Below are 18,215 nucleotides of genomic sequence, written 5' to 3'. Positions count from 1 at the left end.
ACCATGCCGAGCCCTACCCTGTCAATGCGCCCCGACAACGCGGATCAAGCCGGCTCCGCCACCTTGGCGATCGCTGCCTTCTTCTTCTGCCGCCAGGCGTGCAGCAGCGGCTCGGTATAGCCGTTGGGCTGCTCCACGCCCTTGAACACCAGATCGCAGGCCGCGCGGAACGCAAAGCTGGTGTCCCAGTTGCCCGCCATCGGCTCGTAGAGCGGATCGCCCGCGTTCTGCGCATCCACCTTGGCGGCCATGCGGTGCAGCGAATCCAGGACCTGCTCCTTCGAGCAGACGCCGTGCAGCAGCCAGTTGGCGATGTGCTGGCTGGAAATACGCAGCGTGGCGCGGTCTTCCATCAGGCCCACGTCGTTGAGGTCGGGCACCTTGGAGCAGCCGACGCCCTGATCGATCCAGCGCACGACATAGCCCAGCAGCCCTTGCGCATTGTTGTCCAGTTCCGCGCGCACTTCGTCTTCCGACCAGTTCGCGCCCGCCGCCAGCGGCACGGCCAGCAGCACGTCCAGCCCCGGGGTTTCCTCCTTCGCCACGTCCTTCTGGACGGCGAAGACATCGACCTGGTGATAGTGCGTGGCGTGCAGCGTCGCGGCCGTGGGTGAAGGCACCCAGGCGGTGTTGGCGCCGGTCTTCGGATGGCCGATCTTCTGGTCCATCATGTCGCGCATCATGTCCGGCGCGGCCCACATGCCCTTGCCGATCTGCGCCTTACCCGAAAGGCCGTGATGCAAGCCGATGCAGACGTTGCGCTTTTCATAGGCGGCGATCCAGCCGGACGCCTTCATCGCACCCTTGCGGATCATCGCCCCGGCCTGCATCGAGGTGTGGATCTCGTCGCCGGTACGGTCGAGGAAGCCGGTGTTGATGAACACGATGCGGTCCTTCACCGCCGCGATGCAGGCGGCGAGGTTGGCGCTGGTGCGGCGCTCCTCGTCCATCACGCCGACCTTGACCGTGTGGCGCGGCAGGCTGAGCAGGTCTTCGACCGCATCGAACAGCGTGTTGGTGAAGGCCACTTCCTCCGGCCCGTGCATCTTGGGCTTGACGATGTAGATGCTGCCGGTGCGGCTGTTGCGGAAGCGGCCTAGGCCCTTCACGTCGTGTGTGCTGATCGCCGAGGTGATGACGGCGTCCAGGATCCCTTCGGGGATTTCGGATCCGTCAGCCAGCAGGATCGCCGGATTGGTCATCAGATGGCCGACATTGCGCACGAACAGCAGGCTGCGCCCCGGCAGGCTGAACGCCGATCCCGAAGGCGCGTGCCAGGTGCGGTCCTCCGCCAGCGTGCGGGTGATGGTCTGGCCTCCCTTCTCGAACGTATCGGCCAGATCGCCGCGGATCACGCCCAGCCAGTTGGCGTAGGCCGCCAGCTTGTCCTCGGCATCGACCGCGGCGACCGAATCCTCCAGATCGACGATCGTGGTCAGCGCGGCTTCGAGCACGATGTCAGCAATGCCCAGCGGATCGCCCTTGCCCACCGGGTGATTGCGATCGATCACCAGCTCGATGTGCAACCCGTTGTGCTTGAACATCACCCCGCCATCGCGCGTGGCGTAAGGATGCGGGCATTCGCCGCCGGTCAGCGCCGCTTCCCAGCCGGGCAGCGCGCCATCGAGGAACTGGCGCCCGGCAGCGATCACCGCCGCGCCGCGCGCCTCGTCATACCCACCGGGGCGCGCCGGCGGCGCATCGAGCGCGTCGGTACCGTAGAACGCGTCATAGAGGCTGCCCCAGCGCGCGTTGGCGGCGTTGAGCAGGAAGCGCGCGTTGAGCACGGGAACGACAAGCTGCGGCCCGGCCATCGTGGCGATTTCCTCGTCCACGTTCTGCGTGCCGATCAGGAAGTCCTCCGGTTCGGGCACGAGATAGCCGATCTCGGTCAGGAACGCGCGATAGGCGTCGGCGTCGATAGGCTGGCCCTTGCGCGCGAGGTGCCAGGCGTCGATCTGCGCCTGCAGCGCATCGCGCTTGGCCAGCAGCGCGCGGTTCTGCGGCACGAGGCGATCGCACAGCGCGGCGAAGCCCTGCCAGAAAGCAGCGGCGTCCTGCCCGATCGGCGCCAGCACGCGCTGTTCGAGGAAAGCGGCAAGCTGGCCGTCGACCTTCAGACCGCTGCGTTCAACCCGTTCACTCATCGCTTGCTCCCATGCGCATCCATTCCGATGCGCGCATCCTAGCCTTCGGTCATCTCGTTCGGTAGAGTGATTAAAGTTACGACACTCATTCTTCTGGAGAACCAATGGACGGGGATCGGGACTATCGGCTTTTCGCACAGATCGTGGCCAGCGGCAGCCTCGCCGCCGCCGCGCGGGCGCTGCGGCTTTCCCCGCCGATGGTGTCGAAGCGGCTGGCGCGGCTGGAGGAGCGGCTGGGAGCGGAACTGATCCGGCGCACCACGCGGCGGCTGGAACTGACCGAACAGGGCGCGCGCTTCCACGCCGACGTGCTCGCGATCCTGTCCAGCATCGACGATGCCGAGGCGCGGGTCGCGGGGCGCACGCTGGAGCCGAAGGGGCCGCTGCGCATCGCCGCCCCCACCTCGTTCGGGCGCATGTTCATCGCCCCGCTGCTGCCCTCGTTCCTGGAACACTTCCCCGAGGTGCGGATCGAGATCGAGCTGAGCGATGGCTTCACCGATCTGCTGGCGGAACGGATCGACCTGGCCATCCGCATCACGGCGCGGGTGGAGCGCGGACTGGAGGCGGTGCGGCTCGCGCCCAGCCGCCGCATCCTCTGCGCCTCGCCCGCCTATCTCGCCGCGCACGGCACGCCGGCATCGATTCGCGACCTGGCCGGGCACCGTCTGCTCGCCGCGCGTGGCCAGTTGCCGTGGCGGCTCAGCGCCAACGGCCGGCCGGTGACGATCGACGCGGAGAGTGTGGTCGCCACCAATTCGAGCGAGGTCGTGCGCGAACTGACGCTGGGGGGCGTGGGCATCGCGCTGCGTTCGCTGTGGGACATCCGGCCAGACCTGGCCGAAGGGCGCGTGGTGCGCGTGCTGCCCGATCACCAGGGCAGCGACGACGTGGCAATCTATGCGATCCGGCCGGCGGGCCAGCACATGGCGGCGAGCGTCGGCGCGTTCACCGAACACCTGCGCCGCCATTTCAGCCCGGTGCCGCCGTGGGAGCGGTAAGCCGCCCGCCCCGTCAGCCGGCTGGCGCCAACATCGAACCGGTATCGATATAGCGCTGGTGCCATGCCAGCGCCTCGGTCAGCAGCGTCGGCGAATGCTTGCCCCAGGAATCGCGCAAGGCACGCGCATAATAATCGGCCAGCATATCCCGGTATGCGGGGTGCACGCAGTTGCCGATCACCAGTTCGGCGCGGCTGCGGGGCGGCAGCCCGCGCAGATCCGCCAGGCCCTGTTCGGTCACGATGATCTGCACGTCCTGGTCGATGTGATCGACATGGCTGACCTGCGGCACGATCGTCGAAATCTGGCCGCCCTTCGCGGTGGATGGGGCCATGAAGATCGAGATATAGGCGTTGCGCGCGAAATCGCCCGACCCGCCGATGCCGTTCTGGATGCGCGATCCCATCAGGTGCGTGGAATTGACGTTGCCGTAGATGTCGGCCTCGACCATCCCGTTCATCGCGAGGCAGCCGAGCCGGCGGATCAGTTCGGGATGGTTGCTGATCTCCTGCGGGCGCAGCACCAGCCGGTCGCGATAGCGCGCCATATCGGCGTTGATCGTCTCGGCCGCTTCGGGGCTGAGCGAGAAGGCCGTGGCCGAAGCCATGCGCAGCTTGCCGCTGGAGAGCAGGTCAAGCATCCCGTCCTGCAGCACTTCGGTATAGGCAGTCAGGTTCTCGAAGGGGCTGTCCATCAGCCCCGACAGCACGGCGTTGGCGATGTTGCCCACGCCCGACTGGATCGGCAGCAGCGAGGACGGCAGGCGCCCCATCTTCACTTCGTGCGCGAAGAACTCCATCAGGTGCCCGGCGATGGCGCGGGCGTTGGCGTCCGGCGCCTTGAACGGCTGGTTGCGATCGGGCGAATCCGTTTCGACCACGGCGATCACCTTGGCGGGATCACAACGGAAGGTCGTCTGGCCGATGCGGTCTTCGGGGCGGATCAGAGGGATCGGCACCCGGTGCGGGGGCAGAGCGGTGCCGTAATAGACGTCGTGCATCCCGTGCAGCGCCTCGCTCTGCCAGCGGTTGACTTCAAGGATCACCTTGTCGGCGCGGTCGAGCCAGGTCTTGTTGTTGCCGATCGACGAGGACGGCACCAGCGACCCGTCGGGCAGGATCGCCGTCACTTCGATCAGCGCAATGTCGAGCGGGCCGAGAAAGCCCTGCCACGCCATCGGCGCGACTTGCGACAAGTGCATGTCGAAGTAGTTCATCTCGCCGCGGTTGATCTGTTCGCGCGCGATCGGGTCCGAATTGTAGGGCAGGCGGAAGTCGATACCCTTGGCCTTGGCCAGCGCGCCATCGAGTTCCGGGCCGGTCGAGGCCCCGGTCCAGACCTTGATGCGGAACGGATCGCCCGCCGCATGGGCGGCCTCGATCCGCTTGGCCAGCGCCAGCGGCACCGCCTTGGGATAGCCCGCGCCGGTGAAGCCGCTCATGCCGACGGTGGAACCCGGCGGAATCAGCGCGGCGGCGCTATCGGCATCGGTCACGCGCGCCTGAAGGGCCGGATGGGCGATGCGCTGCGAAAGGGAGGACTGGGACATGGGGAAACTCCGCCATCTGGGCCGCTGTTTGGCCGCGCGTAGACCCGTAGCGAGTGGTTGATAACCACTACTTCCGTCGTAGCAATTCCTTATATTCCCACGCAAAAGTGTAATTGCGCATAATGCAATCACCGGGATTTGGCGATTTATAGCGCATTTGCCCGGACATGAAAAAAGGGAACCGACGGGATCGGTTCCCTTTTTGCAATCGAGCCGCGCCGGTCGATCAGGCCGAGACGATGCTCGCCTTGCGGATCACGCCGGGGTTTGCCGGCGGCTCGCCCTTGGGCAGCGCATCGACGTGTTCCATGCCGCTCTCAACCTGGCCCCAGACGGTGTACTGCTTGTCGAGGAAGCGTGCATCGTCGAAGCAGATGAAGAACTGGCTGTTCGCCGAATGCGGATAGCTCGTCCGCGCCATCGAGCAGACGCCGCGCACGTGCGGTTCGCTGTTGAATTCCGCCTGCAGGTCGGGCTTATCTGAGCCACCCATGCCGGTGCCCTGCGGGCAGCCGCCCTGCGCCATGAAGCCGGGGATCACGCGGTGGAACTTCACGCCGTCATAGAAGCCTTCGCCGACCAGTTCCTTGATCCGCGCCACATGATTGGGTGCAAGATCGGGGCGCAGCTTGATCACGACATCGCCGGAATCGAGCGAGAAGACGAGTTTCTCTTCAGCCATCTGTCACAAAATCCTTCCTTGTCTGCCGCCGATATAGGGTCTTCCCCGACAAAGTCACGCCATGCTCTTTTCGGGCGTTGCTTTTGGCTTGCGACCGCCTATCCCGGCCCTTGATGGAGCGCGAAGACGACCGGATCGATCTGGCCATCGACTTGGCCCTTGCCGACGGCGGCGATGCATCGCCGGCCGAGGAAACCGCGCGCCATGCGGAAAGTCTCGACGAGGAACACAACACGCTGAAGCCGGCGTTCATCCGCAAGGTCTGCGATGCGCTGGACGAAGGCGACCGCGACGCGGTCTATGATCTTGTCGAGCCGCTGCACCCGGCCGACATCGCCGACCTGTTCGAGCTGATCGACGCCGAGGAACGGCCCCGCCTAGCCCGCGCCATCAACGACCTGATGGGCGGCGAAGTGCTCGCCGAACTCAACGACCACGTCCGCGAATCGCTGATCGAGCAGCTCGACCCCGACGAGGTGGCCGAGCTGGCCGAGCAGATGGAGACCGACGACGCGGTCGCCCTGATCGAGGACCTCGACGAGGAGGACAAGGAAGCCGTCCTCGCCGAGCTCGATCCAGAAGATCGCGCCGCGATCGAAAGCGCGCTGTCCTATCCGGAAGAGACCGCCGGCCGCCTGATGAGCCGCGATCTGATCGCGGTGCCCGAACATCTCACCGTCGGCAATCTCATCGACTACCTGCGCGAAAACCAGGATCTCGCCACCGAGTTCTGGGAAGTGTTCATCGTCGATCACAAGCACCGCCCGATCGGCACCTGCGTGCTTTCGTGGATCCTGCGCACGCCGCGTGACGTGGCACTGGCCGACGTGATGAAGCGCGACCAGACGCTGATTCCGGTCACGATGGACCAGGAGGAAGTGGCGCTCCGCTTCCAGAAGTATGCACTGATCTCCGCCGCGGTGGTCGACGAGGACGGCCGGCTGGTCGGCCAGATCACCGTCGACGACGTGGTCCACATCATCCAGGAAGAAGCGGGTGAGGACGCGCTGCTGCTGTCCGGCGCCGGCGATGGCGACATCAACGAGCCGCTGCACCTGACGGTGCGCACGCGCCTGCTGTGGCTGCTGATCAACCTGCCGACGGCGATGCTGGCGGCCAGCGTGGTGAGCCTGTTCGATGCCGAGATCGCGCGCTACGCGGTGCTGGCGACGCTGATGGGCATCGTCACCGGGATGGGCGGCAACGCCGGCACGCAGACCTTGGCCGTGATCGTGCGCGCCATCGCCACCAACCAGCTGACCAGCAGCAATACCCTGCGCGTGCTGAGCCGCGAATTCCGCATCGCTGCGACCAACGGCGTTTCGCTCGGCACGCTGATCGGGATCGGATCGTTCTTCCTCTGGCACAGCGTGCCGCTGGCGCTGGTCTTCGCCGCCGCAATCTTCATCAACAACATGGTCGCCGGGCTGGCCGGGGTGTTCGTACCCGTCACGCTCGATCGCATGAACATCGATCCGGCCACCTCGTCCGCCGTGTTCGTGACGATGTGCACCGATTGCATGGGCTTCCTCAGCTTCCTGGGGCTGGCGACGCTGGCGGGGATCGGCGCCTGATAATGGACGATGCCTGACGATGGACGATGACACCCCGCGCCTGCACATGACCAAGGTTGCCTATGGCGCGCAGTCGCTGGCCGAGGTCCACGCCTGGTTCGCCCGGCGCGGACCGGAGGCGCGGCTGACCACGCGCTACCTGCCCAAGCGCCACGCCGAAATGGTGGGCGGATCGCTGTTCTGGGTGTTGAAGCACCAGCTCGTCGCGCGCTCGCCGATCCTGGGTTTCGAGGAAGCCGAAGGTGGCAAGACGCACATCGTCATCTCCACCCAGTTGATCGACGTCCATCCCGTGCCGCGCCGGGCGCACCAGGGCTGGCGCTATCTGGAAGACAAGGACGCGCCGCGCGATCTGGCCATGGGGGAAGCGGGCGAAGCCCTGCCCGCCGGGCTGGCCGGCGAGCTGGCAAAGCTGGGTCTGGTCTGAAGCAATCGACGGGCGCGGGCGTGTCAGGCCCGCCCCCGTTTCCCGTCAGTCTTCGAGCTGACGCAGCAGCGTCCGCACGTCGCCGTCCATGTCGGCATCGCGCGTGCGCAGTTCCTCGATCAGCCGCACCGCGTGAATCACGGTGGAGTGATCGCGCCCGCCGAACTTGCGGCCGATTTCCGGATAGCTGCGCGGCGTCAGCACCTTGGCGAGATACATCGCCACCTGGCGCGGGCGAACCACGGCGCGGGCGCGGCGCTTGGAGGCCATTTCCGTGCGGTCCACGCGGTAGAACTGGCAGACCGTGCGCTGGATCTCGTCGATCGTGATGCGCCGGCGGTTGGCCGAGAGAATGTCAGTGAGCTGTTCCTCGGCCAGTTGCAGCGAGACCGGCTGGCCAGTGAGCTGGGCGAATGCGATCAGCTTGTTGAGGCCGCCGACCAGTTCACGGATATTGCGGTTGATCGTGCGCGCGAGGAATTCGATCACGTCGGACGGAACCTGCGTGCTGGTGAAGCGCGACAGGCGGTGTTCGAGGATCTTGCGGCGCAGTTCGATGTCGGCCGGCTGGATATCGGCCACCAGCCCCATCGACAGACGCGACAGCAGCCGCTGTTCGACCCCATCGAGCGCCTGCGGCGCGCGATCCGCCGCGACGACCAGCCGCTTGCCGGCGGCCAGCAGCGCGTCGATCGTGTGCAGGAATTCCTCCTGCGTGCTCGCCTTGCCGATGATGAACTGGATATCGTCGACCAGCAGCAGATCGAAGCCGCGCAGGCGCGCCTTGAACTCGATCATCTCGTTCTGGCGCATGGCCTGGACGAATTCGATCATGAAGCGCTCGGCCGAGCAGTAGAAGATGCGCGCGCCGGGCCGGTTCGCGGCATAGGCGTGGCCGATCGCGTGCAGCAGGTGGGTCTTGCCCTGCCCGGTCGAGGCCTTGAGATAGAGCGGCGAGAACTGGGGCGTCTCCAGCGCGGCCATGCGCTGCGCCGCGTTGACTGCCAGCACGTTGGCCGAACCGCTCACGAACTCGGCGAAGATCAGCGAGGGATCGAGACCCGAAACCAGCGAATCCGACATGCCGATCGAAGCCGGGGTACGCACGGTGGCCGACGCCGCCGGCACCGGTGCATCGCCGCCGATGCGCAGTTCGGGCATGGCGCGGCGGCGCGGATGCACCGTGATGCGCACCTGACGCACTTCCGACCGCGCGATCTTCCACGCCAGCGACAGGCGATCGGCGAAGCGATCCGCCACCCAGTTCGCGGAGAACTCGGTCGGCAGGAACAGGTCGAGCGTGCCGGTTTCCTTGCAGAAGCTGCCAAGCTGGATCGGCTTGATCCACTGCCCGTGCAGCTGCGATCCCAGATCCTTTTTCAGACCCTGGCTGATGTCGGCCCAGTCCGCTGCCAGATCCAGCGCTTCCTGGTCCTCGATCATCCCGTCCCGTCCCTTCCTGCCTGACACGGCTTCCGAGCCGCCCCCACGCGCAGCCGGTGCGCGGTAGCCGCCCGCGCTGCCAAATTCATCCATCTTCACGCGGCGCTGTCCCGACCTGATCAAGGCCTGCGACGACATCCCCCCGCCGCAGACATGACGAACCCCCGACCGCCAGCGGGGATTCCGCCAGCGGACTCGAACCATGCGATTTCCGTGACACCGTCACGCTGATCCCAGTGCTTGTTACGGCTCCGTGAGATCAACGATGCCGGTTCAGCCTGTCTATTGGCGACGGGGGGCGGAGCGCAAGCGTGGCGACGCAAAAAAACTGAAATAAATCGCCTTGACTCGCTGGACGCCGCGGAAATCGCATAAGTATTTGAAAAATATATACTTCGTTGCGGAGGTGAAGCGAATCGCGGAAAATCCATGACTTGCTGCGACCGCAAATCGTCACGGAACCGAAAAACGAAAAAGCCGGCGATGGAACCGCCGGCCTTTTCCTCTGTCAGATATCCGTATCGACCCTGAGCATCATCCCCGATGGGGGATGAGCGGTCGAATCAGAGCGCTGCGACTCGCTTGGTCAGACGCGACATCTTGCGCGCCACGGTGTTCTTGTGGAGCACGCCGCGCGCCACGCCACGCGCCAGTTCCGGCTGCGCCGCCTTGAGCGCTTCAGCCGCCGCCGACTTGTCGCCACCGGCGATCGCCGATTCGACCTTCTTCACGAAGGTGCGGATGCGGGAAAGGCGGTTGCCGTTGATTTCGGCGCGACGTTCGTTGCGACGGATGCGCTTGCGGGCTTGCGGCGTATTGGCCATGTCTGTCCTGTTTCTGTCCTCTGGCGGACCGTCCGGAGACGGACCGGGAAAATCCTGGTTGCTTGCACGTACAAGGCGGGCAAGCCCGCCGGAAAGCGGCGCCCATACCCACGGGAGGGCGAATCGTCAACAGATTCGACCGGATTCCGGCACCTCGTCCTTCGAAGAGGCCGATAATCGCTTTATAGCCACCCCGCAAGCTCGCGCCGCACCAGCGCTTCCAGCAGGCGCACGCCCTCGTCCCCCGCGTTGAGGCAGGAAAGCGTGGCGAAGTCGGTCCCGCCCGCCGCCAGAAAATCGTCGCGCCCCCGAATCGCCAGTTCCTCCAGCGTTTCGAGGCAATCGGCGGAAAAGCCCGGCGCGGCCACCGCGATCCGCCGCGTGCCTTTCGCGGCTTCGGCCTTCAGCACGGCGTCGGTGGCCGGTTCCAGCCAGCGGGCACGGCCGAAGCGCGATTGAAAGGTCGTTTCGATGCGCATGCCCGCGTGCGTGGTCGCGAAAGCCTCCTGCAGCAGCCGCGAGGTCTTGCGGCAATGGCAGTGATAGGGATCGCCCAAGTGCAGCGTACGCTCGGGCATCCCGTGGTAGCTCAGCAGAAGCAGTTCGGGCACGAAGTCCAGCACCGCCATCTGACGGGAAAGATCGCGATGTAGTGCGGCGATGGCCAGCGGATCGTCGTGATAGGGGGGCAGCGTGCGCAGGGCCGGCAGGCGGCGGCGACCGGCGATCCACGTGCCGAGCGCGTCGAGCGCGCTGGCCGTGGTGGCGGCGCAATACTGCGGATAGAGCGGCGCGAACAGGATGCGTTCGCACCCGGCCTCCACCAGCGCATCGAGCTCGCGCGCGATCGCCGGGTTCTGGTAGCGCATGGCGTGGCGCACGATCACCGCATCGCCGGAATGCGCCCGCTCAAGGCGGGCCTGCAACGCCGCCGCCTGTGCGGCGGTGATCGCGGCCAGCGGCGATCCGTCAGGCCCCCATACCTGGCCATAGGCATGGGCCGACTTTGCGGGGCGCGTGTTGAGAATGATGCCGCGCAGGATCGGCTGCCAGACCAGCGCCGGAATTTCCACCACGCGCCGGTCGGACAGGAATTCCTTGAGATAGCGCTTCACCGCGCCGCGCTCGGGCGCGTCTGGCGTGCCAAGGTTGACCAGCAGCACGCCGATCCGGCCCGTGGCGACCGGTGGATGGCCTGCGGGCCGGGGATTGGCGGAGGATTCGTTGAGAGACATTCGCGTCACAGACCTTCGGATAGCAGCGGCAACCGGCGAAACCGCAACCCCGTGGCCGAAAACAGGGCGTTGGCAATGGCGGGCGCGACCGCAACCACGGCCAGTTCCCCCGGATCGAACGGTTCCTCGCTGCTTTCGGCGAAGGCAACATCGACTTTGGGGCAATCGGCCAGCACAGGCAGGCCGAGTTGCGCGAGCCGTCCCGAGACCGGCAGCCCGCCGGCATAGGCCGTGCTGCCGCCGATGGCCTGCGCCAGCCCGAACACCAGCCCGCCTTCCACCTGCTGCCGGGCGATGTCCATGTTCACGATCCGGCCGATGTCGCAGAACACGGAAAGCCGGTCGACCCGGACCGCGCCTTCGTCCTGCCGGGCGGTGGCCACGACCGCGATGAAGCCGCTGCGCACCTGCCCCTTGCCCGTCGGCAGGTCCATGCGATGGCAGGCGATGCCCTGCCCCGAAGCATCCGCCCCGCCGCCCCACATCGCCATGCGCGCCACGCCGGAAAGGCAGGCGGCCAGGCGCGGCTGCCCGCCCAGCATGCCCATGCGGAACGCCAGCGGCTCCTGCCCGCCGGCATGGGCCAGTTCATCGACGAAGCTCTCGTTGCAGAACGCGGCATAGCCATGGGCATTGCCGCGATAGCGCGCGGTCGGCAGCGGCAGGCTGGCTGCGATGTGATCGACCGCCTTTTCCGGAATGCCATAAAACGGCAAAGCCCCTTCGCAGGCCAGCGGATCGGCCCGCCCCTCGCTCGCTTTCAGCGCTTCGGGCACGCCACGGTCGTGCAACAGCCTCAGACCGGATTCGATCGCGGTGGGCGGCAACGCCAGACGCGCGCGCCAGCCCAGGATATGCTGCTTGTCGGGACTGAGCGAGCCGGCCAGTTCGGCCGAAACCGGCGTGCGCGGCAGGCCGGCCAGCGATTCCTGCCAGCGCGACCACACGAGCTGCACGGGGCGACCCACCTGCCGCGCGATCGATGCCGCCTCGGCCGCCACGCGGCTGTCGAGCCGCGCATCGAAGCTGCCGCCGGCGTGCATCGGATAGACGATCACGTCCGCGCGCGCGACGCCTGCCGCCAGCGCGCCGGCGCGGCGCACCCGTTCGGGCGCCTGCGTCGCCACCCACAGCTCCAGCTTGCCATCGCGCAGCCGCGCCGTGGCCGTGGCCGTCTCAAGCGGCGCGTGCAGCGCGGGTTCGACATCGTAGCGGGCGGTGAGCCCCAGTTTCACTGGCCCGGCCTTCTCCAGCAGGGCATCGGGATCGCCATCCGCGGCGACACGGACGGGATTGCCCTTTTGCAGCGCGGTGTTGAGCGCCTGGTCGATCGCGGCGCTGTCCGCGATCGGGCCGGCCGCCCGGAAGCGCGGCTCCATCGCCTTCACCGCCTTGTTCGCGGCGTGCCAGGTCGTCGCCACCGCCGCCAGCCAGCGCTTGGCATGGACCACGCCAACAAGCCCGCGCACGCCCGCCGCCGCATCCTTGTCGTGGCTGGATAGCACGCTGTTGCCCTGCGGTCCGTGCGCGATCGCGGCGAAGCCCATGCCCGGCAACCGAACATCCCCCGCGAACACGAAGCTGCCGTCCGCCTTGGCCGGCAGATCGAGCCGGGGATAGCGCGCCCGCGCGCCTTCGGGAAAATCGCGCGGCCTTTCCGCCGGCGCGCCGGCGCGCTGCACCGGCGGATCGGGCGGGTCGTAGGCCAGCGCCTTTTGCAGCAGCGCGGCGAAGGCCAGCCGCTTGCCGCCATGGATCACGAAATGATCCCGCGCCTCGCACTCCTCCCAGCCAACGTTCCATTCCGCCGCCGCCGCCTTGGCCAGCATCGCGCGCACGCCGGCGGCTGCCGCGCGCAGCGGTTGTTCGAAAGCGGCCAGCGCGGTGCCATCCGCGGTAATCATCATCGGTTCGCGTTCGGCCTTCAGCCGGGCGAGAATCCCGTCCGGATTCTGCGCCAGTCCCGCGCCCAGCGGCATCCACAGCGGCGCCCAGTGCGCGGCCAGTACCGGATCGGCATAGACCGGGCTGACCGGCGCCGGCTCCACGCCCACGCGCCGCCAGTCCGCGCCCAGTTCCCACGCAACGATCTGCGCGACCAGCGTGGTGATGCCCTGCCCCATCTCGCAGAACGGCACGGCGACGCTGACCGCGCCATCCGCTGCCATGCGGATGAAGGCGTCAAAAACATGCTCTCCATCGCCCGCGCGTAATGGCGTGGCATAGTGGCGCGGCACCAGCGAGAATGCCAGCAGCAGGCCGCCACCGGCCACGGCGGCGCCGGCCGAACCGACCAGCAGCCCCCGCCGGGTCAGCCGCCCGCCCAGCGCCACGCGATCAGCCCTGCCCGTCCAGCCAGCGCAGCACGCCGCGCGCGATCGTGGCGAAGGCTTCGGCCTGCGGCCCTTCGCCCGCTGCCGGCGGGTGACCCGCATCGCTTTCGCGCCGGATCGTCAGGTCCAGCGGCACGCGGCCCAGGAACGGCAGGTTCATCGTCTTCGCCGCCGCTTCCGCGCCGCCGATGCCGAACGGATCGCTCTCCTCGCCGCAATGGGGGCAAATATAGCCGGCCATGTTCTCGACCAGCCCGATCATCGGCACCTGCCCCTGTTCGAACAGCCCGATCGCGCGGGTCGCATCCATCAGCGCCAGATCCTGCGGCGTGGACACGATCACCGCGCCGGCGGGCTTGTGCTTCTGCAGCATGGTCAGTTGCACGTCGCCGGTGCCCGGCGGCAGATCGACCACAATGATCTCGGCATCGCCCCAGTGCGCGTCGATCAGCTGGCCCAGCGCATTGCCCGCCATAGGCCCGCGCCAGGCGATCGCCTGTCCCGGCTGGACAAGGTGCCCCATCGACAGCATCGGCACGCCGAACGGGCTCGGCACCGGGATCATCTTGTTGCCTTCGGCCTCCGGGCGGCGGCCCTCGGTCGCCAGCAGGCGCGGCTGCGAAGGGCCGTAGATATCGGCATCGACCAGCCCCACCTTGCGCCCCAGCCGCGCCATGGCGACGGCCAGATTGGCCGAGAGCGTGGACTTGCCCACGCCGCCCTTGCCCGAACCGACCGCGATGATGCGGCGCTGGCGCTTCTCCGCCGTCATCGCCAGCCGCACGTCCTGCGCGCCGGCCTTGCGCGCGGCATCACGCACCGCCATTTCCAGCCGGTCCCGCTCCATGCGGTCCATCCCGCCGACGTCCAGCACGATCGTGGCGATGCCATCCGCGCCGCGCAGCGATTGCAGCCGCGCGCCGGCCAGTTCTTCAAGGGCGCTTCGCAGCGCGTCTTCGTTCAGACTCACGTGTTTTCCTGTTCTTCCGGGCCTTCCAACTCGCGCGCGTCCTAGCAGATGAATTTTGGGGAGGAGACACTGTTTTTCCGCGAAACCCGTTCCTATAACGACTTCATGAGCAGTTTTGGCGAGCGGATGACGCGCATCGGCCTGGCGATGGCCGGCAAGAAAAGCCCATGGGGCGATCCTGACGGCGCCGGTGGCACCGAACCGGGTGGCGCAACGCCTCCTGCCGCCGACGGCGACGATGCCGATGCGCCGGAGCAACCAGCGGGCGAAAAGCCGCAGGAGCCGAAGCAGCCCAACGGCCCTCGCAATCCCTGGCTGCCGCCCTCGTCGGGCGAAGGACGCCGTTCGGCCAGCATCGAGGACATCTTCCGCGCGCGCACCGGGCGCGGCCGCCCCGGCGGCGGTGATGGCGGCGGCGGCAAGGGACCGACGCTGCCGCGCTTGCCGCAGCGGCCCGATGGCAAGTCGTGGCTGCCGATCGGCATCGCGCTGGTCGTGGCGGTGTGGCTGGGCGCATCCATGGTCCATCGCATCTCGCCGCAGGAAAAGGGCGTGGTCACCACATTCGGGAAGTATTCGCGGATGCTGGACCCCGGCATGGCGCTGACGCTGCCCTGGCCGATCCAGTCGGTATCGACGCAGGACGTCACCTCGATCCGCCGGGAATCGATTCCGGAGGGCGATGGCGAGAAGCTGATGCTCACGGGCGATCAGAACCTTGTCGATCTGTCGTACCTCGTGCGCTGGAACATCAAGAACCTGAAGCTCTATTCGTTCCAGCTGGCCGATCCGGACCAGACGGTGCGCGAGGTGGCCGAAGCGGCGATGCGCCAGTCGATCGCCGAAGTCACGCTGAACGACGCCATGGGCGCAGGCCGCGCCTCGATCGAACAAAGCGCGCGCGACCGGATGCAGAAGGTACTCGACGCCTATCGTTCGGGCATCCTGATCCAGGGCGTGGACATCAAGAAGGTGGACCCGCCGGCCAAGGTGGTGGACGCGTTCAAGGAAGTGCTGGCCGCGCAGCAGGACGCGCAGAGCGACGTCAACCGCGCGCAGGCCTGGGCGCAGCAAACCACCGCGCGCGCGCAAGGCGATGCGGCCGCATTCGACAAGGTCTATGAACAATACAAGCTGGCCCCGGAAGTGACGCGGCGCCGGATGTACTACGAAACGATGGAACGCGTGCTGAGCCAGACCGACAAGGTGATCGTCGAAACGCCGGGCGTCACGCCCTATCTGCCGTTGCCGCAACTGATGCAGCAGCCCAAGCCCGCACCGACGGAGGGCCGCTGACATGGGGGGCTTTTTCGAGAACCTGTGGCGCGAACAGAAGGCGGTGCTGGCGGTGCTGGCCGCCGTACTGCTGCTTGCGATCAGTTCGCTGATCGTGGTCGATGAGAAGGAACAGGTGCTGATCGTGCGGCTGGGCGATCCCGTGCGCGTCATCAACCGTTTCCGGCCCAACACCGATTACGGCCAGACCGGCGCGGGCCTGAGCTGGCGGATTCCGTTCTTCGAGCAGGCGGTGCGCATCGACAAGCGCGTGCTCGACGTCGATCTGGAACGCCAGCAGGTGACCTCGGCCGACCAGCGCCGGCTGGAAGTGGACGCCTATGCCCGCTACCGCGTGATCGATCCGGTCAAGATGTACCAGACCGCCGGCACGGTGGACCGCGTTTCCGAACAGCTCCAGCCAATCCTCAATTCCGCGCTGCGCCAGGAACTGGGCAACCGCACCTTCGCCTCGCTGCTGACCGCCGAACGCGGGCAGGCCATGGCCAACATCCGTGCCGGGCTGGACAACGAAGCGCGCGAATACGGCGCGCAGGTGATCGACGTGCGGATCAAGCGGGCGGACCTGCCCGACGGCACCCCGCTGGACAGTGCCTTCACCCGGATGAGCACCGCGCGCCAGCAGGAGGCGGCGACGATCCGCGCGCAGGGCTCGAAGAACGCGCAGATCATCCGCGCCGAGGCGTCCGCTTCCGCCGCCAAGACCTATGCCGACAGCTTCGGCAAGGACCCGGCGTTCTACGACTTCTACCGCGCGATGCAGAGCTATGACGCGACCTTCGCGCAGAAGGGCAGCAGCACCTCGATCGTGCTGTCGCCGGACAACGAATATCTGAAGCAGTTCAGGGGAAAGTAGGAACCGCGTCATTCAAATCCCGTTCATGCAACAAAGCGTGAAAAACGGGGCGGGATCTCACGCGGCGGCACTCCGCCCCAATCGAACAGACAAGAAGGAAATGGCCACGTGCGATATGCTTATGGTGTGACTACGGCCCTGCTCCTCGCCGGCAGCGCTCTGACGCTGGTCACCGGATTTCCCGCCGGGGCGCAGGTCGCGCAGAACGACAGCGCGCAGATGCAGGCGGTCGTCCCCCGCGCCGGCGCGCCGGCCAGCTTCGCCGACCTGACCCAGCAACTTCAGCCAGCGGTGGTCAACATCTCCACCCGCCAGCGGGTGAAGGTGCAGAACAACAACCCGTTCGCCGGCACGCCCTTCGGCGATCTGTTCGGCGGCGGACAGGGCGGCGGCACGACCACGCGCGAAGCGCAGTCGCTGGGATCGGGCTTCGTCATCTCGGCCGACGGCTATGTCGTGACCAACAACCACGTCATCACCGCCGACGGCCAGGGCGAGGTCGAATCGATCACCGTGACGATGACCGACGGCACCGATTACCCCGCCAAGCTGATCGGGCGCGATGCGGCATCCGACCTCGCGGTGCTCAAGATCAGCAGCTCCAAGCCCTTCCCGTTCGTGAAGTTCGGGGATTCGCGCAAGGCGCGCGTGGGCGACTGGGTGATCGCGATCGGCAACCCGTTCGGCCTGGGCGGCACGGTCACGCAGGGCATCATCTCGGCGGTCTATCGCAACACCGGTTCGGGTTCGGCCTATGACCGCTATCTGCAGACCGACGCATCGATCAACCGGGGCAACTCGGGCGGCCCGATGTTCGACATGCAGGGCAACGTGATCGGCATCAACAACGCGATCTTTTCGCCCACCGGCGGCAGCGTGGGCATCGGCTTCGCCATTCCCGCCGAAACCGCCGCGCCGATCGTGGACAAGCTGATCAAGGGCCAGGCGATTGAGCGCGGCTATCTGGGCGTGCGCATCCAGCCGCTGTCGGACGATCTGGCCGCCTCGCTGGGTCTGGCCAAGAAGCGCGGCGAATTCATCCAGTCGGTGGAGCCGGGCCATGGCGCGGCCAAGGCCGGCATCCAGGCGGGCGACGTGGTCGTCTCCGTGGCGGGCAAGGAAGTCACGCCGGAACAGACTCTGTCGTTCATCGTCGCCAACACCGCTCCCGGCACGCGCATCCCGATCGAGCTGGTCCGCAACGGCCAGCGCCTGACCGTGAACGCGGTGGTGGACAAGCGCCCGACCGAAGAGGAACTGGCCAAGCAGAGCTTCGATCCCGACGCGCAGGACCAGGACGACAGCTTCGGCGGCAAGAACCAGAGCCAGAAGCAGAACGGCACCGTGATCCAGCAGTCGCTGGGCCTCGCCGCCATTCCGCTGACCACCCAGATCGCCCGCCAGCTTGGCGCCAGCGACGATACGCGCGGCGTGGTGGTCACGGCGGTCGACGATTCGTCGGACGCCGGCTCCAAGGGGCTGCAGCGTGGCGACATCATCCTGTCGGCCAACTATCGCGCGCTGACCAGCATCGCCGATCTCGAAGCCGTGGTGCGTGCCGCCAAGGCGGAAAACCGCGAAGCCGTGCTGCTGCGCGTCCAGCGCCGCGGCCAGCCGGCGATCTACGTGCCGGTGCGCCTGCGCTGAGCGTAGTCGACGATAGGGGCAATTTAACCCGCTTCGTCATTGCGAGCGTCAGCGAAGCAATCCAGAGTCCTGCGTGCGGCTCTGGATTGCTTCGGGGCTCCGCCCCTCGCAAAGACGATTGAAGGCTACGTCATCCGGCTCTGGCAATCGCGCCTTGAACACCAAACGGAGGGCCTCACCGCCCTCCTTTTTGTCGGCGGTTGGATCGTTTGCCAACGGGTGCGCGCTACC

14 protein-coding genes are annotated in these 18,215 nt (G+C 67.0%); 6 read left to right on the top strand and 8 right to left on the bottom strand.

Translation table 11 applies throughout. The features are described 5' to 3' along the window. Positions 1 to 44: 44 nt before the first annotated feature. Positions 45 to 2,147, bottom strand: a complete 2,103-nt coding sequence (locus tag FA702_RS14135) for a malate synthase G (RefSeq protein WP_136956643.1) — start codon at positions 2,145 to 2,147, stop codon at positions 45 to 47. 104 nt (positions 2,148 to 2,251) lie between these two features. Here FA702_RS14135 and FA702_RS14130 point away from each other — a divergent pair, with 104 nt between their 5' ends. Then, the gene (locus FA702_RS14130; RefSeq protein WP_136956642.1) at positions 2,252 to 3,148 is read left to right on the top strand and encodes a LysR family transcriptional regulator; all 897 of its coding nucleotides are present in this window, start codon (positions 2,252 to 2,254) and stop codon (positions 3,146 to 3,148) included. A 13-nt stretch (positions 3,149 to 3,161) separates the two neighbouring features. On the opposite strand, the gene FA702_RS14125 is transcribed toward FA702_RS14130, so the two are convergent. Together FA702_RS14125 and FA702_RS14120 are read right to left on the bottom strand one after the other, a co-directional pair. Next, on the bottom strand, positions 3,162 to 4,697 hold the full coding sequence (locus FA702_RS14125; RefSeq protein WP_136956641.1) for an acetyl-CoA hydrolase/transferase family protein: 1,536 nt from the start codon (positions 4,695 to 4,697) through the stop codon (positions 3,162 to 3,164). 226 nt (positions 4,698 to 4,923) lie between these two features. Further along, the gene (locus tag FA702_RS14120; RefSeq protein ID WP_124810023.1) at positions 4,924 to 5,379 is read right to left on the bottom strand and encodes a peptidylprolyl isomerase; all 456 of its coding nucleotides are present in this window, start codon (positions 5,377 to 5,379) and stop codon (positions 4,924 to 4,926) included. 113 nt (positions 5,380 to 5,492) lie between these two features. Between FA702_RS14120 and mgtE the strand changes: the two genes are divergently transcribed. Continuing rightward, positions 5,493 to 6,953: a magnesium transporter gene (mgtE, locus tag FA702_RS14115; RefSeq protein ID WP_136956640.1), complete on the top strand. Its 1,461-nt coding sequence runs from the start codon at positions 5,493 to 5,495 to the stop codon at positions 6,951 to 6,953. 19 nt (positions 6,954 to 6,972) lie between these two features. Then, positions 6,973 to 7,380: a DUF1489 family protein gene (locus tag FA702_RS14110; protein WP_136956639.1), complete on the top strand. Its 408-nt coding sequence runs from the start codon at positions 6,973 to 6,975 to the stop codon at positions 7,378 to 7,380. A 45-nt stretch (positions 7,381 to 7,425) separates the two neighbouring features. Here the strand turns inward: FA702_RS14110 and dnaA are convergent, their stop codons facing one another. From dnaA to FA702_RS14085, 5 genes are all read right to left on the bottom strand, one after another. Next, positions 7,426 to 8,823 carry a chromosomal replication initiator protein DnaA gene (gene dnaA / locus FA702_RS14105; RefSeq protein ID WP_124810064.1) on the bottom strand — a complete coding sequence of 466 codons (1,398 nt, stop codon included), beginning with the start codon at positions 8,821 to 8,823 and terminating at the stop codon, positions 7,426 to 7,428. 563 nt (positions 8,824 to 9,386) lie between these two features. Further along, positions 9,387 to 9,647: a 30S ribosomal protein S20 gene (gene rpsT, locus FA702_RS14100; RefSeq protein WP_124810021.1), complete on the bottom strand. Its 261-nt coding sequence runs from the start codon at positions 9,645 to 9,647 to the stop codon at positions 9,387 to 9,389. Positions 9,648 to 9,829: 182 nt separating this feature from the next. Next, entirely contained in the window at positions 9,830 to 10,882 is a 1,053-nt protein-coding gene (gene hemH / locus FA702_RS14095; protein WP_136956638.1) for a ferrochelatase, read from the bottom strand. A 5-nt stretch (positions 10,883 to 10,887) separates the two neighbouring features. Continuing rightward, a complete protein-coding gene (locus FA702_RS14090) occupies positions 10,888 to 13,215 on the bottom strand; it encodes a molybdopterin cofactor-binding domain-containing protein (RefSeq protein ID WP_255504582.1) in 2,328 nt (775 codons plus the stop codon). A 4-nt stretch (positions 13,216 to 13,219) separates the two neighbouring features. Then, on the bottom strand, positions 13,220 to 13,987 hold the full coding sequence (locus tag FA702_RS14085) for an Mrp/NBP35 family ATP-binding protein (RefSeq protein WP_255504815.1): 768 nt from the start codon (positions 13,985 to 13,987) through the stop codon (positions 13,220 to 13,222). A gap of 303 nt (positions 13,988 to 14,290) precedes the next feature. Between FA702_RS14085 and hflK the strand changes: the two genes are divergently transcribed. From hflK to FA702_RS14070, 3 genes are all read left to right on the top strand, one after another. Further along, positions 14,291 to 15,481, top strand: coding sequence for a protease modulator HflK (hflK, locus tag FA702_RS14080; RefSeq protein WP_255504581.1), 1,191 nt, complete (start codon positions 14,291 to 14,293; stop codon positions 15,479 to 15,481). Position 15,482: 1 nt separating this feature from the next. Continuing rightward, a complete protein-coding gene (gene hflC, locus FA702_RS14075; protein WP_136956636.1) occupies positions 15,483 to 16,337 on the top strand; it encodes a protease modulator HflC in 855 nt (284 codons plus the stop codon). A gap of 108 nt (positions 16,338 to 16,445) precedes the next feature. Continuing rightward, positions 16,446 to 17,984 (top strand): Do family serine endopeptidase, encoded by a 1,539-nt coding sequence (locus FA702_RS14070; protein ID WP_210417543.1) that lies wholly within the window; start codon positions 16,446 to 16,448, stop codon positions 17,982 to 17,984. Positions 17,985 to 18,215: the final 231 nt, after the last annotated feature.

Source organism: Novosphingobium sp. EMRT-2, from assembly GCF_005145025.1.
Taxonomy (GTDB): domain Bacteria; phylum Pseudomonadota; class Alphaproteobacteria; order Sphingomonadales; family Sphingomonadaceae; genus Novosphingobium.
The sequence above is the reverse complement of the archived record's forward strand: the minus strand, read 5'-3'. Positions and strand labels throughout refer to the sequence as shown.

What these genes read in the sequence shown, in the direction of transcription:
- FA702_RS14085 (WP_255504815.1), bottom strand. Translation starts at nt 13,987, where the DNA reads ATGACGGCGGAGAAGCGCCAGCGCCGCATCATCGCGGTCGGTTCGGGC.
- rpsT (WP_124810021.1), bottom strand. Translation starts at nt 9,647, where the DNA reads ATGGCCAATACGCCGCAAGCCCGCAAGCGCATCCGTCGCAACGAACGT.
- mgtE (WP_136956640.1), top strand. Translation starts at nt 5,493, where the DNA reads ATGGAGCGCGAAGACGACCGGATCGATCTGGCCATCGACTTGGCCCTT.
- FA702_RS14125 (WP_136956641.1), bottom strand. Translation starts at nt 4,697, where the DNA reads ATGTCCCAGTCCTCCCTTTCGCAGCGCATCGCCCATCCGGCCCTTCAG.
- FA702_RS14130 (WP_136956642.1), top strand. Translation starts at nt 2,252, where the DNA reads ATGGACGGGGATCGGGACTATCGGCTTTTCGCACAGATCGTGGCCAGC.
- hflC (WP_136956636.1), top strand. Translation starts at nt 15,483, where the DNA reads ATGGGGGGCTTTTTCGAGAACCTGTGGCGCGAACAGAAGGCGGTGCTG.
- hflK (WP_255504581.1), top strand. Translation starts at nt 14,291, where the DNA reads ATGAGCAGTTTTGGCGAGCGGATGACGCGCATCGGCCTGGCGATGGCC.
- FA702_RS14110 (WP_136956639.1), top strand. Translation starts at nt 6,973, where the DNA reads ATGGACGATGACACCCCGCGCCTGCACATGACCAAGGTTGCCTATGGC.
- FA702_RS14120 (WP_124810023.1), bottom strand. Translation starts at nt 5,379, where the DNA reads ATGGCTGAAGAGAAACTCGTCTTCTCGCTCGATTCCGGCGATGTCGTG.
- hemH (WP_136956638.1), bottom strand. Translation starts at nt 10,882, where the DNA reads ATGTCTCTCAACGAATCCTCCGCCAATCCCCGGCCCGCAGGCCATCCA.
- FA702_RS14135 (WP_136956643.1), bottom strand. Translation starts at nt 2,147, where the DNA reads ATGAGTGAACGGGTTGAACGCAGCGGTCTGAAGGTCGACGGCCAGCTT.
- dnaA (WP_124810064.1), bottom strand. Translation starts at nt 8,823, where the DNA reads ATGATCGAGGACCAGGAAGCGCTGGATCTGGCAGCGGACTGGGCCGAC.